The 17,001-nt window shown below is 33.8% G+C and carries 11 protein-coding genes; 7 read left to right on the top strand and 4 right to left on the bottom strand.

Annotated features, from left to right (window positions below):
- Positions 1–14: 14 nt before the first annotated feature.
- Positions 15–1,451 carry a circularly permuted type 2 ATP-grasp protein gene (locus LXH21_RS06090; RefSeq protein ID WP_239863369.1) on the bottom strand — a complete coding sequence of 479 codons (1,437 nt, stop codon included), beginning with the start codon at positions 1,449–1,451 and terminating at the stop codon, positions 15–17.
- A gap of 346 nt (positions 1,452–1,797) precedes the next feature.
- On the opposite strand from LXH21_RS06090, the gene LXH21_RS06085 reads away from it, so the two are divergent.
- Positions 1,798–3,345, top strand: coding sequence for an aldehyde dehydrogenase (NADP(+)) (locus LXH21_RS06085; protein WP_239863368.1), 1,548 nt, complete (start codon positions 1,798–1,800; stop codon positions 3,343–3,345).
- A gap of 113 nt (positions 3,346–3,458) precedes the next feature.
- Here LXH21_RS06085 and LXH21_RS06080 read toward each other — a convergent pair whose 3' ends face one another.
- Positions 3,459–4,172 carry a ribonuclease activity regulator RraA gene (locus LXH21_RS06080; protein ID WP_239863367.1) on the bottom strand — a complete coding sequence of 238 codons (714 nt, stop codon included), beginning with the start codon at positions 4,170–4,172 and terminating at the stop codon, positions 3,459–3,461.
- Positions 4,173–4,349: 177 nt separating this feature from the next.
- On the opposite strand from LXH21_RS06080, the gene LXH21_RS06075 reads away from it, so the two are divergent.
- The 3 genes from LXH21_RS06075 to LXH21_RS06065 all read left to right on the top strand — a co-directional run bounded on the left by LXH21_RS06075 (position 4,350) and on the right by LXH21_RS06065 (position 10,201).
- Positions 4,350–6,656: a chondroitinase-B domain-containing protein gene (locus tag LXH21_RS06075; protein ID WP_239863366.1), complete on the top strand. Its 2,307-nt coding sequence runs from the start codon at positions 4,350–4,352 to the stop codon at positions 6,654–6,656.
- Positions 6,657–7,134: 478 nt separating this feature from the next.
- The gene (locus LXH21_RS06070) at positions 7,135–9,198 is read left to right on the top strand and encodes a tetratricopeptide repeat-containing sensor histidine kinase (protein WP_239863365.1); all 2,064 of its coding nucleotides are present in this window, start codon (positions 7,135–7,137) and stop codon (positions 9,196–9,198) included.
- 13 nt (positions 9,199–9,211) lie between these two features.
- The gene (locus tag LXH21_RS06065) at positions 9,212–10,201 is read left to right on the top strand and encodes a Gfo/Idh/MocA family protein (RefSeq protein WP_239863364.1); all 990 of its coding nucleotides are present in this window, start codon (positions 9,212–9,214) and stop codon (positions 10,199–10,201) included.
- Between the two features lie 198 nt (positions 10,202–10,399).
- Here LXH21_RS06065 and LXH21_RS06060 read toward each other — a convergent pair whose 3' ends face one another.
- Positions 10,400–11,203 carry a THC0290_0291 family protein gene (locus LXH21_RS06060; protein WP_239863363.1) on the bottom strand — a complete coding sequence of 268 codons (804 nt, stop codon included), beginning with the start codon at positions 11,201–11,203 and terminating at the stop codon, positions 10,400–10,402.
- A 235-nt stretch (positions 11,204–11,438) separates the two neighbouring features.
- Between LXH21_RS06060 and gdhA the strand changes: the two genes are divergently transcribed.
- From gdhA to recO, 3 genes are all read left to right on the top strand, one after another.
- Complete coding sequence (gene gdhA, locus LXH21_RS06055; protein WP_239863362.1) at positions 11,439–12,782, top strand: NADP-specific glutamate dehydrogenase; 1,344 nt, start codon at positions 11,439–11,441, stop codon at positions 12,780–12,782.
- Between the two features lie 133 nt (positions 12,783–12,915).
- Positions 12,916–15,198, top strand: coding sequence for a type IX secretion system anionic LPS delivery protein PorZ (porZ, locus tag LXH21_RS06050; protein WP_239863361.1), 2,283 nt, complete (start codon positions 12,916–12,918; stop codon positions 15,196–15,198).
- A 49-nt stretch (positions 15,199–15,247) separates the two neighbouring features.
- Positions 15,248–15,961 carry a DNA repair protein RecO gene (gene recO, locus LXH21_RS06045; RefSeq protein WP_239863360.1) on the top strand — a complete coding sequence of 238 codons (714 nt, stop codon included), beginning with the start codon at positions 15,248–15,250 and terminating at the stop codon, positions 15,959–15,961.
- 116 nt (positions 15,962–16,077) lie between these two features.
- Here recO and LXH21_RS06040 read toward each other — a convergent pair whose 3' ends face one another.
- The gene (locus LXH21_RS06040; RefSeq protein WP_239863359.1) at positions 16,078–16,863 is read right to left on the bottom strand and encodes a T9SS type A sorting domain-containing protein; all 786 of its coding nucleotides are present in this window, start codon (positions 16,861–16,863) and stop codon (positions 16,078–16,080) included.
- Between the last annotated feature and the right edge of the window lie 138 nt (positions 16,864–17,001).

The raw sequence follows: 17,001 nt of genomic DNA, 5'->3' as shown, positions 1-17,001 counted from the left end.
AAATTCAATTAATATTATTTCATAATCCATGTATCCTTACTTCCTCCACCTTGCGAAGAATTCACTACAAGCGATCCTTCTGTCAATGCTACACGAGTAAGACCACCAGGGACGATTTCGACACCTTTGGGGCCACACAACGCATAAGGTCGTAAGTCAACGTGACGAAGTTTTAATTCCCCATCGATAAAACACGGAACAGTACTTAATTGAATTATAGGCTGTGCAATAAAATTTCTAGGATTGGCTACAATTGCAACTTTTGCAGCATCTAGTTCTTCCTGAGTGGCTTTATTTCCCATCACCATTCCGTAACCACCACTTTGATTGGTTTCCTTTATGACCATATTTTCCATATTGGCAAAAACGTGTTCACGCTCGTCTTTGTTCTCCATTTGATAAGTGGGAACATTTTTGAGGATAGGCTCTTCGTTCATGTAATATTTAATCATATCAGGAACGTATGCATAAACTGCTTTATCATCTGCTACTCCATTACCCACAGCATTTACAAGTGCTACATTACCCAATTTATAGGCACTTATTAGACCAGGAACACCCAATGTACTATCTGGCTTAAAGACTAACGGATCCAGATACTCATCATCAATTCTTCGATAAATAACATCTACTTGTTTCAAGCCTGATGTCGTTTTCATATACACTTTATTATTATTTACAATCAAATCACGACCCTCTACCAATGGAATCCCCATCTGACGTGCTAAAAAAGTGTGTTCATAATAAGCAGAATTATAGACCCCGGGCGTTAATAAAACTACGTTGGGATTTGAAATTGCTCTTGGAGAAAGTGAAATCAAGATGTTGTGAAAAATCATAGGATAATTCACGACCATACTTACATTATTACTTTTGAACATTTCTGGGAAGATACGTTTGGTAATTTCTCTATTTTCCAGCATATAACTTACACCACTAGGGCAACGTAAATTATCCTCTAAAACATAAAACTCACCATCAGCACCGCGAATTAAGTCAATACCCGCAATGTGCACATGAATATTATGAGGTAATTTAATACCATGAACCTCCTGCAAATAATGGGGACAAGAAGCAATCAAAGCTGCAGGAACAATACCATCTTTAATGATGTTTTGTTCATTATAGACATCTTCTAAAAATAAATTCAACGCTTTTAATCGCTGTGCAATACCCGTCTCTACTTCTAACCAATCTTTTTGAGTAATTATTCTTGGAATTATATCAAAAGGAAAAATTCGTTCGATACCTTCATTATTATCACTATAAACTGTAAAAGTGATCCCTTGATTCATGAATATATCAGATGCCTGTTTTTGTTTTTGATTAAGTTTCTCAAGGTTTAAGCTTTCCAATGTTTGAAGTACCTGACGATAAGGCTCCCTTACTCCATCCTTGGAAAACATTTCATCCCATCCTTTTGGGTTTAAATTTGGTGTTAATTTTATCATTTACGATATTATTAAAAGTTTAATAAATAGTGAATTTTAAGTGTAAAAACGTAGTAGTTCGACTAATTTACGCAATATTACACTATAAAACATCTCTTTCACAATAAATTATTAACACAAAAACAATTTATGTATTATTAATTGAATATGCTCGTTAAACTGATGATTACAGTTTTTCTTTACGATATTTTTACGTAATTACTATTCTTGACTTCACAGCAAATGGTTAAAAAGGCATATTGGTTAACCAATTCTATTAAAGATGATTTTTTTTGGGTACATTTGTTATTAATGAATATTTACAAGTATTTACATATAGTTTTCTAAATAAATAAACATCATCATTATGATTATAAGCACCGATTTTCAAGCATTTAATCCTACAACCAATAAACCATTAGACGGGTCATATCAAAATACAACTAATTCACAATTGGATGCCGTAGTGCAGCAAGCAACTCAAGATTTTGATATTTATCGAAAAAAGGATAAAAGTGAAATTGCCAGCTTTTTAGAAGAAGTTGGAAAAGAAATAATGAATCTTGGCGATGCTTTACTTGAGCGTTGTCACCTAGAGACAGCATTACCGATGGCAAGGTTACAAGGGGAACGCGGACGCACTGTTGGTCAACTACAAATGTTTGCCAACTTTGTGAGAGAAGGTTCTTGGGTAGAGGCAAAAATCGACACTGCACAACCAGATAGAATACCATTACCAAAATCAGATATTCGTCAAATGTTACTTCCGTTGGGTCCTGTGGCAGTATTTGGAGCTAGTAATTTTCCTTTGGCATTCTCTGTAGCTGGAGGTGATACAGCTTCTGCTTTGGCTGCAGGTTGTACCGTCGTATTCAAAGGACATCCAGCACACCCAGGGACATCAGTCATGGTTGCTTCGGCTTTTGAAAAAGCCATTGCCACTTGTGGTATGCCAGCAGGTACCTTTGCAATGGTACAAGGAAATACAAATGAATTGGGAGCTGCATTAGTCAGTCATCCTTCTATAAAAGCGGTAGGGTTTACAGGTTCTTTTGCAGGTGGAAAAGCCTTGTTTGATTTAGCAAATGCTCGACCAGAACCGATTCCTGTGTATGCAGAAATGGGAAGCACTAATCCCGTTTTTATATTACCTGAAATTCTACAAGAGAAAGCAGCTGCTTTGGCAACAGGAATGGCAAATTCTATTGCACAAGGCGTGGGGCAGTTTTGCACAAATCCTGGTTTGGCTTTTATACAGAAATCAGCTAGTTCAGATGAATTTTGTGATCATTTGACACAAAATATAAATGAAATGCCAGCAGGTACAATGTTAACCGAAGGTATTGGAAAAGCATATGCAAAGAATATCGAAAAAACTTTACAACTAAAATCGGTTACTGAGATAGCAAAAGGTAAAAAATCGGAATTTGAAAATGCAGGTGTCGCTAGTGTTTTCAAAAGTACAATCTTAAATTATTTTGAGACACCTTCCTTATCTGAAGAAAATTTTGGTCCTTCACAAGTTTTAGTGGAAGCAGACACAAAAGAAGAAATTTTAAAAGCTGCTCGACAATTAGAAGGACATTTAACAGCTACTGTTCATGGAACGTTAAATGACTTAGAGAATTACAAAGACCTTTTGGATATTTTACAATTAAAGGTTGGTAGAATTTTAATCAATGGCTATCCAACAGGAGTTGAGGTTTGTCACGCAATGGTACATGGAGGCCCTTATCCTGCAACCACAGCGCCCAACTCTACATCTGTAGGTACCCAAGCAATAAAACGATTTGTACGTCCTGTATGTTTTCAAGATTACCCATCTTTTTTACTACCAAACGCCTTAAAAAACGAAAATCCAGATGCTATTATGCGTTTTGTAGATGGAGCTTTTTCCGATCAATCAATTAACTAATAACATTTAATTGTTTATCATAACAATTTTGCCGCAGACTACAGTCTCAAAACAAATTATACTTGTTTTACCTACTGTAATCTGGGGCAATTTTATTTAATAAAAATATGCATTTATTTTCCTTTCTTCCACTCTTCAAAATCAACTAGTGTTTTATCTTGAGTAGGTGGATATAAACCTATAATAGTTCTACCTTCGGCCACTTTCTCCAAAACGAAATCCTCAAACAAAGTCATTTCGATACATTCGTCAGCAACCTCATCGACAATATGAGCTGGTATAACCATAACACCATCATCATCGCCTACAAGAACATCACCAGGAAAAACAGCAACATCACCACAAGCAATAGGAATATTAATATCAAGTGCTTCATGCAGTGTTAGATTTGTTGGTGCCGAAGGACGATTGTGATAGGATGGAAATGGTAATTTTGCAATTGAAGCAGAATCTCTATAACCACCATCGGTCACGATACCTGCTGCACCACGTACCATCAATCGCGATACTAAAATATCACCGGCAGAAGCTGCACGGGCATCTTTACGACTATCGATTACAAGTACACTCCCTTCTGGGCAGGTTTCTACAGCTACTCTTTGAGGATGATCAGCATTTCTGAAAATTGCTAATGGATTGCGATCTTCTCTGGCAGGAATATAACGCAAAGTAAAAGCCTCTCCTACCATCGTAGGTTTTCCCAACTGCACTGGTTTTACATCTTGAATAAACTGATTCTTAAATCCCTTTTTAAATAAACATGTTGCCAACGTGGGGGTACTTATAGTTTTTAATTTTTCTCTAGTGGTAGCAGATAATTTTGTCATTTTTTATATTTTATTTAAAGGAAATACTGTTGGAATCAATAAATTATGTCTATATTTGGAAACCCAAACTGGTAAACCAATTCTAGTTAGGTAAAGATAAGTAATTTGAAAGTATTATTAAAACGATATTTTAAAACACATCTTATTTTTCTATTAATTAAAAAAAGTCAATAAAGCATGAAGAAGGTAATTTTCTTAGGAGTAATTTTTTTATTGTTTTCGTTTCGTCCAGCTGATGCAGGCAAAAGCACTAAGGTTTCTAACAAACAAGAATTAAATGCAGCTATCAAAGAAGCAAAAGCAGGAGATGAGATTGTGATGGCAAATGGAGTTTGGAGCGATATTCAAATTTTATTTACAGGAAAGGGAACTCAAAATGAACCTATCGTTTTAAGAGCAGAAACAGCAGGACAAGTTTTTATAGAAGGTTTATCTGATTTAAAACTAGGCGGAACTTACCTTGAAGTTAGTGGGCTATACTTTAGAAATGGTTACACTCCGTCAAATACAGTAATTGATTTTCATATTGACAAAAAAAGCATCGCTAATAACTGCAAAGTAACCCAATGTGTAATAGAAGATTTTACGCAATTAAATCGCGTCAAGGACGACCACTGGATCGAATTTTGGGGAAGAAATAATCAACTAGATCACAATTATATTACTGGTAAATCCAATCAAGGTCCTACTATTATGGTAGTATTAAAAGGAAATGAACATATAAATAACCACCACCAAATTTCAAACAATCACTTTGGACCAAGACCTAGAAAAGGTGGACCACATGGTGAAACAATACAAATTGGAGACAGTGGAACTTCGATGACTCCTTCATTTACTGTAGTATCTCATAATTTTTTCGAAAGATGCGACGGTGAGGTTGAAATCATTTCGAACAAATCGAATTACAATGAGTACCGCAACAATATTTTCTACAAATCGGAAGGTTCATTAGTACTGCGTCACGGTAATTACTGTACAATTGACGGAAATATTTTTATTGGGGATGAGAATTCTGATTTTATGGGTGGTGTACGTGTCGTTAATACCGGACACTGGATTACAAACAACTATTTCTACAAAATAAAAGGAGAAGAATTCCGTAGTGCTTTGGCCGTTATGAATGGTGTGCCTAAATCACCCCTTAATCGTTACAACCAAGTTACAGATGCTGTAGTTGCTTACAATACATTTGTAGATTGTATTACTCCATGGCAATTTAGCGTTGGTGCAAACATGAGCAAAAGCGATGTTTTACCAGCACAGGAAATTCGTTCTGCTAGACCAGAAAGAATCGTTGTAGCTAATAACATTATATACAATCAAGTGCAAAATGATTTTCCAGTAAAAGCATATGATAAAGTTGATGGTGTATTATTTAAAAACAATATCATCAACAGTCCTAATAACAGTGATGTAAAAGATAATGGTATCCGTACTGAAAAAATTTCGATGACGAAAATTTCAGATTGGTTGTATGTACCAACTGCAAACAAAACGGATATTTATCCTGGTTTTGATTTCGAAAATATTAAAAAAGATCTTTTCGGTAATGATAGATCTACATCAAATAGTATAGGTGCAATACTATTGCCTGTAGATAAAAATAAGGGAATTATTGCTAGTAAAGATTACGGGACAAATTGGTTTTCTACAGAAAAAAAGAATGCAGCTCCAAAAACGGTTAAAGTAAGTACTACTAGCGGACTAATTTCTGAGATAAAAACTGCTGCACCAGGAACCATTATCGAATTAAAAAAAGGAGTGTACAAAGTCAATGAATCTTTGGTCATAAATAAAGCAATAACAATCAAAGCTAAAGACAAAAAAAACAAAGCTACCTTGATATATACTGGAGCATCCAAAAGCCCTGCTTTTTTGATGGAACCAAAAGGGAATTTAACTGTAGAGAATTTAATTTTAAAAGGTAATAAAGATCAATATGCATTTGCTACGTTAGAAAAAGACATGAAAAGTGCTTACAACCTTTGGGCAAATAACATAGAGGTAAGTGATTTTGATACCGTACTTAATGCATATAAAGACGCATTTGCAGATACAATTTCTATTGATAATTCAGTTTTCAAAAATTGCAACAGAGGAATCCGCTTAGCAGATGAAAATGATGATTTGGGAGAATACAACGCCGAATTTGTATATGTAAAGAACTCTAAATTTGATGCAATACAGTCTAGCGTTCTTGACTACTATCGTGGTGGTTATGACGAATCTACTATAGGAGGTAACCTAGTATTCCAAAACAATACTGTGACCAATTCTGGTAAAGAGGAAGCAAGCGGTATTTTGGTTAAAACTAGAGGAATTGTAAATGTAATTTTAAGTAATAACAAATTTACAAACAACCCAGTTGCAGTTATTGCTGTACTATGGGGAGAAAAAGGGCAAGCCCCAAAAAACAACACCATCAAAAATTCAGGAGAGATTAAAATCGAAGAAAACCTGAAACAAAAGATGATGTACTAGAAGTAGGATTTAATTGGTTTTTTTTAAATATTTTTTTTTTGGTTACAAAGGGAAATTCTGGTGGTTCGGAAATTTCCCTTTGTTTTTTATAAACAGTTCATAAATTTAAATGTTTATACATCACGCCACAACAGAGTCTTCTATTATTCAAAGGACTAGACTGTAAGTTATTCTATTTTCAATATAAATCAGCAAATGTAAGTCGACTTGCTTTAATGACACAAAGCTATCTAAGATACAAGATATTTTGGGTTTGTCAACAGATTGCATGTTGTTAATGTATTTGTAAATTACAGCCCTTAATAAGTGCTTTAAATAATGAGATTCTTAATATTGTTAATAGTAATAACAATAAAATCAAATTATTAAATAATACACTTTTTTATTGTTAATTTTTTTTAACTATTTAATATTAAGGCTTATATTCGCACATTGGCATTAAAATTAATCGCTGCCAATTAAATGTATAGTAACAAGTATGAAAAGTATTATTTTAAACCTTATCTGTTTTTGCTTCCTTCAAGCTGCTTTAGGTCAAAAAATAGTGACTGCAACTTTTGCTAGCGATACGTTACTCATACACAGTCATATCAATAAAGCTTTGAGCTATTCGAGTAAAGAGCAACTAGCTTCGGAGAATCTATTTAATGAAGCTTTAAGTATTGCGAATAGCATTAAATCAGAAGAACAAATTGCCAAAGTGTACTACAATAAGGCAATGTACAATTACAATAATTATGATAATTTTGAATCGATAAAGAACTTAAACAAAGCGCTTCCTATATTTGAAAAAAATCAAGATATCAAAAATCTTAGTACTACAAATTATTTATTGGCAGAGAGTTATCTAAGCGCCGGATCTGATGATATAGCTTTCAAATATTTTATTAGAGCTTTGCGCCTCTACCAAGAGGATGGTAACCAAACAAAAGTAGCTTATTGTTACAATGGTATCGGAGCCATTTACAGCAATAAAAATCATATTGTTGCTCTAAAATATATTAAGAAAACCTTCCCCATCTTTATGAAGAATAGAGATTACAATGGGCTAGCATTAAGTTATATAAACATAGCTAATACAACAAACAATCAAGGGAATTACAAGCAAGCTATTGCTTTTTATTTTAAAGCTATCACAGCCTTAAAGAACGTAGATAATGCATTTAACTTAGCCATTTGCTACAATAATATTGGTGACTGCTACAACAAGCTAAAAAAGTATGATATCGCCTTAAATTATTTCACAAAAGCTTTGACAGTTGCTGAAGAATTGGAAACACCATATTTTAGCGCTCTAGTATTTCACAATATAGCCGAATCTAAATTTTACCAAGGTTTGTATGATGAGGTTATAATGTACGGTAATAGTAGTGTTGAACTTGCTAAACAATGTTCTGATTTAGAAATTGAAACAGAAAGTTTGTTATTGATTTCAAATGCCTATGAACAAAAAGGCAATAAAACCGCTGCCTTACAATTCAAGAATGAGTTTATCAGCATCAAAGAAAGAACTTTTAAAGAATCTGATAAGAAGAAAATACAACTGTTTCAGAGTATTCTTGAGGTAGAAAAATCACAATTGCAAATTGACGAATTAGAGGTTCTAAACGAAAATAATTTATTGAAATTACAGTCTAAAATGAATTGGACGTATTTTTTAATTTTTATCTTGCTACTATTAGCATTATTTATTATTGTGCTAAAATTTCAACAAAGTGCCAAAAAGCGAATTAATAACTTGCTGCTGATAAAGACAGAAGAGATAGGCACCATGAAAGATAAGATCCAAGTTCAAAACGATTATCTAAATGATTTGAATACCACTAAGAATAAACTCTTTAAAATTATAGCACATGATCTTAAAAATCCTTTAAGCTCAATTGAAGGTTTTACAGACTTAATGATTCATGATGATGATGATTATGATCGCTATGAGAGAAAAGAGTATCTTAAAATCATTAAAGACTCGGCAAACAAGGCATCAATGATATTAAACGATGTACTTTTTTGGGCTGTAAATCAAGAAAAACCAATGAATAATAAAAAGTTGGTGATTTCGAAATTGATTAAAGATGAATTAAAATTATTAGAAATTCAAGCTTTACAAAAAGAAATTGCGATCGAAAATAAAGTAGATAAGGACTTAGAGCTTTTTACCGATAAAAATAAATTTGATACAATTATTCGAAATTTGATTTCAAATGCTATTAAATTTACGCCCGAAAAAGGTAAAATTTCAATTTACAGTGAACTTAAAAACAATATTGTTAAAATTACGGTAAAAGACAATGGTACCGGAATACCCGAGAATGAAAAAGCTAACCTATTTGTGGTTAATTATAAAAAATCAAAACTAGGAACAAATAGTGAGGAAGGAACAGGTCTAGGTTTGGTATTATGCAAAGACTTTGTTGAGAAATTAGGGGGCCAGATTACCGTCATCTCTAATCTTAATAGCGGGAGTGAATTTAGCTTTACACTTCCTTATATAACAGAAGAAGTAACGGAAAAAAGCTTAATCAATGAAGAAGAACTAGTTTAAAAATAAACATAAAATGAGTAAAACTTTCGAAAAAAATAAAAATATTCGCTGGGGAATCATTGGTTGCGGTAATGTTACCGAAGTAAAAAGTGGTCCTGCCTATCAAAATGTATCTGGTTTTGAATTGGCTGGAGTTATGCGACGTGACGCACAAAAATGTGCCGATTACGCACAAAGGCATGGTATAGAGAAACATTATACAGACGCTGATGAACTAATTAATGATCCAGAGATCGACGCTATATATATTGCCACACCACCAGACTCTCATGCCCTTTATGGTCTAAAAGTAGCAGCAGCAGGAAAACCTTGTTGTATCGAGAAACCTATGGCTACCTCTTATGAAGAAAGCTTGATGTTATACAATGCTTTTACCAAGAAAGATATTCCGCTATTTGTAGCGTACTACCGTCGTAGCTTACCTCGCTTTACACAAATTAAAAAATGGATAGACGATAATGAAATTGGAAAAATTAGACATGTAAGCTGGCATTTGAGCAAAACAGCTTCTGAACAAGATTTATCCGGAGATTACAATTGGAGAACAGATATTAGGGTAGCAAAGGGAGGATATTTTGATGACTTAGCAAGCCACGGAATTGATTTATTCGAATATTTATTAGGAGATATTGCAAAGGTTTCTGGTTTTACAATCAATCAGCAAGATCTTTACACTGCAAAAGATGCCATCGTGGCCTCTTGGATTCACGAATCGGGTATAACTGGAAGCGGAAGTTGGAATTTTGGTTGTGCTACACGCGAAGATGTTGTACAGATTATAGGAAGTGAGGGTAAAATTGAATTTTCGATATTTGAAGAAAATCCAATTGCTTTGACTAACGCTAATGGCAAAAGAGAACAATTTATCAACCACCCAGATAGTGTACAGTTCTACCATGTACAAAACATGAGAGAACACTTATTAGGTAACGTTACACATCCTTCAACTGGTAAAACAGCACTTCATACTAGTTGGGTTCTAGAGCAGATTTTAAAATCTTAGAAAAAAACCTCTGATGTGTTTCTTTTTACAAAATGTTAACATTCAGCGTTTTGAGCTTCAAATTACAATTTGTAAATTAGCAATAGATTCAATTTTAAAATATAAAAATATGCTTTCTCTTTAGTAAGATGTTTGAGAGAGTAAGAAATCCCAATTCTAATTACTATAGAATTGGGATTTTATTTTTATATAGATCTACTATTGCAAGTAATAAATATAACCTACATTGAACCATACTAGCCAGTCATTGGCTCTATTCTCTTTATATATATCTGGATTAGGATTTAAACCATCTACCCAGTTGGAGAAGAAATACTGAAAACGCATATCGAGCATTAAATCTCGCAAGGGGCTTAGTTTGTAACGTACACCAACGCTTGATACAACAGACCAAACAGAATTACTTTCGGTTGAAAATCCATAAGGACGACCATCTGATGGTGTTAAGTATTTTGGAAAAGTAGTAATAGATGATCCTAATGGACCGAGTGATGAGTGTGCTTCTGCATTATAATAACTAAACTGCGCACCCAAACTTACAAATGGCCCTAGACTACCATTTCTTGCCGTAAAATCACGAATACTGAAAGGAAAATATTCTAATTGCATTCCTAGGTTTGTCAATTCTGTACTCCCCTTCATTGCTCTCAATTGATCTGCATCAAGTGTTGTTCTTTCTGGAGCAACCCACTCCCCTTCATGTTCCAAATTTGTTTTATTATATGACAATTCACTTCTAAGTTTGAAGTGGTCATTAAAATAAGTATCAGGTGAATAACAGTTACAGTCTGCTGTATAAGCAAAATTCATATAATGAACGATTCCTATCCCAATTCCAGAATTTTCCAAATTGGTTTTCAAATCATAACGTTGACCATAGTCTGACTGAAATGCGACAGGACCTGCGATAACTCCGATTTCATGCGAAAACCCTAATTGAGCTTCTGCTGTATTCGAAAACCCAAAAACAGCTAGGAATGGGATAAAGAGATGTTTAAACATAATAAGTAGGTCTTTCGGGTAGAGACAAAGATATAAAATTGTAAGTACTGAGTTCTATAATTTTAAAAATAACGTAAAGAATATCAGATAACTGCTAAAATCTCTTTCCTTTTATGCTTTTTACTGCGAAAAATGATGAAATTTTAAGCTTTAATTTTATTACGGTTTTTTTATAAAAATGTATATTTGTTTTAGCACGAAATCGTTTTCTTAATTGTGCTTAAATTATATATCTATGTCAAATAACATTACCAATTTTATAGCAGAAGTTACTAGAAAAAATCCTAACGAGCCTGAGTTCTTACAAGCTGTTGCTGAAGTAGTCGAAACTGTTATGCCTTTTATTGAAGAGAATAAAAAGTACCAAAATAAAATGCTTTTGGAACGAATGGTCGAATCAGATAGAATTATCATTTTCAGAGTAGCGTGGATGGACGATAAAGGGCAAACGCAAGTGAATCGCGGATTTCGTGTACAAATGAACTCGGCGATTGGTCCCTACAAAGGTGGGCTTCGTTTTCATCCCTCTGTAAATCTAAGTATTTTAAAATTTTTAGCATTCGAACAAACGTTTAAAAATAGTCTAACAACTCTTCCTATGGGTGGAGGAAAAGGAGGTGCTGATTTTGATCCAAAAGGGAAATCTGATAATGAAGTTATGCGTTTCTGCCAAAGCTTCATGACAGAATTATCAAAACATATCGGTTCAAACACTGACGTACCTGCGGGAGATATCGGTGTAGGTGGGCGTGAAATTGGCTTTTTGTTTGGCCAATATAAAAGACTTCAAAATGAATTTACCGGAATTCTCACGGGTAAAGGTATATCATATGGAGGATCACTAATACGTCCAGAGGCTACAGGTTATGGAGCAGTTTATTTTACTCAAAGTATGCTTTCTGCCAAAAGTGATACCATAAAAGGTAAAATAATCGCAGTTTCTGGATCAGGAAATGTGGCTCAATATGCGGTAGAAAAAGCAACTCAACTGGGCGCAAAAGTTGTGACAATGTCTGATTCTGGAGGGTACATATATGATGCTGATGGAATAACTACTGAGAAATTAAGCCATATAATGTATATAAAAAATGAGCAAAGAGGTAGAATTAGTGAATACACTGATAAATACACTAACGCTAAATATGTAGCAGACAGTCGCCCGTGGGATGTAAAATGTGATATCGCTATGCCATGTGCAACGCAGAATGAAATTAATGAAGAAGAAGCAAAATTATTGCTTTCGAATGGATGCATGTGTGTAGCAGAAGGTGCAAATATGCCTACTACACTAGAGGCACTAGAAGTATTTCAAAAAGCGAAGATTTTGTTTGCTCCGGGTAAAGCATCAAACGCAGGTGGAGTAGCTACTTCTGGATTAGAAATGTCTCAAAATTCATTACGTTTAAATTGGTCTGCTGAGGAAGTTGACGAAAAACTACAAGGTATTATGTCATCTATCCATGCTTCATGCGTAGAATACGGTTCGGATGGTTCTGGTTATGTTGATTATGTAAAAGGTGCTAACATTGCTGGATTTGTAAAAGTTGCCGATGCTATGTTGGCGCAAGGAATAGTATAGATAGTAAGCTAATTTTAAACTCCCTATTGTTTTGCGTACTGCATAATTGTAGGGAGTTTTTTTTTTATAATATGCTTAAAATTATCGCATACTTATCTTTGTAGTATATTTGTGTACTCACAAGCACAAAATAATGAAAAAAATAGTTTTAACTTTTCTAATATTGATAATTGGTCAAATGTGCTGGTCGCAAAGCAATTTATCATGGCAAGGATATTTTTCTTATAACGAAATTAAAGATCTATCAACTGGTTCTAATACTGTTTTTGCAGCCTCAGAAAACGCTTTGTTTTCTAAAAATTTAATTTCGAACGAAATTAAAACTACTAACACTATAGATGGATTATCTGGAGAGACGATAAGTGCAATTTATCACAGTACGTTTTTAAACAAAACAGTTTTAGGATATCAAAATGGATTGATTACAGTAATTAATGATGCCGATGGAACAATCTTAAAAGTTGTTGATATTCTAAACAAACAATTACCATCGACTGTCAAAAAAATAAATCACTTTATGGAGTATCAAGGAATTATCTATATTTCTTGTGACTTTGGTATTGTTCAATTTAATTTGAACAGCATGTTGTTTGGAGATACTTACTTTATTGGCGACAATGGTGCCGAAATAAGTGTTACACAAACAGCTGTCTTCGACGGTTTTCTATACGCTGCTACTTCCGTGGGCATAAGAAGAGCTGATGCAACCAATAAAAATCTGATTGATTTTAATCAATGGAAAACGTTGATAACCGGATCTTGGACGGGAATAGAATTATTAAGCAATGATTTGGTTGCTGTAAATACTGCTGGAAGTGTTCATAAATACAATTCAAATACATTTGTTGTTTCGGGTATAAATCTGAATCAACTTGCCAGTGATATGAGAGTGGCAGATGGCTATTTGTTACTTACAACAGCAAGTTCTGTATTTGTCTACAACCAATCACTTATTTTAATTAGACAAATAAATAGTGATGCAGTTCCCACTGGAGCTTCTTTTAGTTGCGCCACTGTTGTAGGTGACAGAATTTATTTTGGAACCACTAATAAAGGAATGTTTGCAACCTCAATTAGCAGCGGTGGCATAATCGAAAGCAATACACCTAGCGGCCCTTCTTTAAACAATATCTTTGCCATAGATGCAAGTTCAACTTCCCTATGGGCAGTGTACGGAGGATATAGCAGTGACTACAATCCCTACCCAATAAAAAGTTATGGTATAAGTAAGTTTGATCAAACTGGTTGGCTAAATATACCTTATGAAGAAATTAAAGATATTAAATCAACAGCTAGAGTGGTAATAAATCCAAGCAATGAAAAAGAAGTTTTTGTAATGTCATATTTTAGTGGTTTACTTAAAATTACTGACGATATTCCAACGCTAGTATACACCAATAAAAACAGTGATCTTCAAGACATTTCATTCATCGCTAATTATGCAAATGATGTGAGAATTGAAGGGGGCACTTTTGATAAATCTGGTAATCTATGGGTAAATAACAGTTTAGTAAAAAATGGAATTAAAGTTTTAAATACTAATGGTAGTTGGCAAAGTTTTTCAACCGAGTCCATTTTAGATGACTATCAAAAATGCTCTTTCGGACGAATTGCCATTGATAAATTAGGAACCAAATGGATGGCAACATCTACTGACGGCATCATAGGTTTTAACGAAAAAGGTTCCGTATTTAAAAAAATATCTGTAGGTGACGATGCAGGAAACTTACCAATTAAGAATGCACGAGTGGCAGTTCCCGACAATAATAACCAGTTATGGATTGGGACTATTAGCGGGTTACGAATTGTATCAAATATTAACACCTTTTTTACAGACGCACAACTTACTACAAAACCTATTATTATTTTGGAGGAAGGTGTTGCTCAAGAATTAATGTATGAGCAGTTTATTACAGATATAGTAGTCGATGGAGCTAATAACAAATGGATTGGCACAGCAGATTCGGGAATATTTTTGGTTTCTCCTGATGGACAAACAACACTACACCATTTTACAACAACAAACTCCCCTCTTCCTTCTAATATAATTAACGATGTTGCAATCAATGGTAAAACTGGTGAAGTATTTATGGCAACATCAAAGGGAATGATCTCTTTTAAAGGTGTTGCAACCAAGGCTAATTCCGATTTAAGTAATGCATATGTATATCCAAATCCTGTACGCCCAGGCTATGAAGGCACCGTTAAAATTGCAGGGCTAATAGACAATGCTAATATAAAAATTACTGATATCGAAGGCAATTTGGTGTACGAAACCACTTCTGAAGGTGGAACTATTGAATGGGATACAACTGCTTTTGGTAAATATAAAGTCGCTACTGGTGTTTATATAATCTTTATCTCCGCAGATGACGGTATTGAAACAAAGGTTAAAAAAGTCATGATTGTTAGGTGAATTTAAAACAAAATGCTAGTCTGTTTGATCTAGCTCAAATTAGTAAATTGTGCAAGTAAAAACAAAAGCAATAGTCATTTCTTCTATTAAATACCAAGAAAAAAGCTTGATAGTAAAATGCTTTACCCAGTCGAGTGGCTTAAAATCATATTTTGTTCGTTCTGCATTTTCAGGTCGAAAGTCCAATCAAAAGATTGCTTATTTTCAACCACTGTCAATTTTAGAAATTGAGGCTGTTCATAAAAACAAAGGAACATTAGAGCATTTTAAAGAAATTAAAATAAGTACTCCTTTCCAGACTATTCATACCGATATTTACAAAAGCACTATGGTACTCTTTTTGTCCGAAGTTCTGTATCATTCTATACACGAAGAAGAAAAAAATGAGCTCCTATTCGACTTTTTAGAATCGGCATTATTGTGGCTTGACCATCATGACGAAATTTCTAATTTTCATCTCATTTTATTATTACAAGCTACAAAATATTTGGGCTTTTATCCAGACATATCTGATATTGATCAGTCATTTTTCGAAATGAGAGAAGGTCAATTTACACCATTTGTAGGAGTGGATTCTCTCACAGAACACCAATCAGATTTGTTAAAGAAATTGATTTATTTAAAGTTCGATAATGATCAAAAAGTTTTTCATGTTCTAGAACGACAGATAATTTTGAAAATTCTAATGGATTACTATCGATTACATTTGGACGGTTTTAAAAATCCCAAATCATTAGAGGTTTTAAAAGAAGTATTTTCTTAGAGTAACCATTAGCCATTTGATTAATTGCGAATAAAAATCATCCATGATTTAAAATAAGACACGTCCAAAAGAATAGACATTCCTTTGGACGTGTTTCAATTAGATCTTAACTGTAATTATTTTACAAATTTCACAGACGATTCTAAATTATTCAATTTCAAAAGATATACACCTTTTGCTAACCCAGAAATATCGATACTGTCAGACGAGTTGTTTCCTCTCTTAACAGCTTGACCGTTCATCGCGTATACTACATATGATGAGGTAGCAAAGTCGCTATGTAACCTTAGTTCGCTTTGAGTAACCGCCACGACTGGATTGCTTTTTTTATCAAAGGTTTGAGTTCCCAAAGTAGCTGACTTAACGATGCTAACATTATCGAAGTATACATTGCCAGTGTCAAATTGAGCATTGGATCTTAAAGTTAATTTTATAGACGCTGAAGTAGCAGGAGTCTTAAATAGTGCTACTTTAAATTCATATGTTACTGTTCTCCAAACACCATATTCTGCCGAACTCGTTGGAAAAGATGGAAAGAAGAAAGCGTTTTCAGCATTGTTAATTGTTACTTCATGTGTTACTCTTTCAATATAATTATTCCCCGAATTACCTGGAATATAGTAATCATACTTTAATGTATAATTTTCGGTATCAGTTAGGGTAAAATCTTGTGACAATGCAAAATAAGGTAATGTAGATGGATCTGGACTAACTAAATAAGCACTTAGACTTTGGTTACCCTCGCTATGATTCGAAGTCTCCGGTAGTGTTTGCCCATTATTAACAATCCACGAACTTGGTGTAAGTACAGTAAACTGCTCAAAACCTCCGTTTTGAATAAGATTTTGACCTTGGGCAAAACTTGCTGTAAGTAATGCCAAAAAAAGTAATTTTAATTTCATATAGTTATTTTTAAATTTTGTCAAAAGTAAGAAATTGTTTTATAATTAATAATGATAAGAATAAATTGTTTCTGGTACGAATATGAGGTTATGAAAATGTATTTATTTCCGAAACTACTATTTAACTTAAATTATTAA

This window comes from Flavobacterium algicola (assembly GCF_022399565.1).
Lineage (GTDB): Bacteria > Bacteroidota > Bacteroidia > Flavobacteriales > Flavobacteriaceae > Flavobacterium > Flavobacterium algicola.
This window is presented reverse-complemented; position numbering and strand designations above follow the sequence as displayed.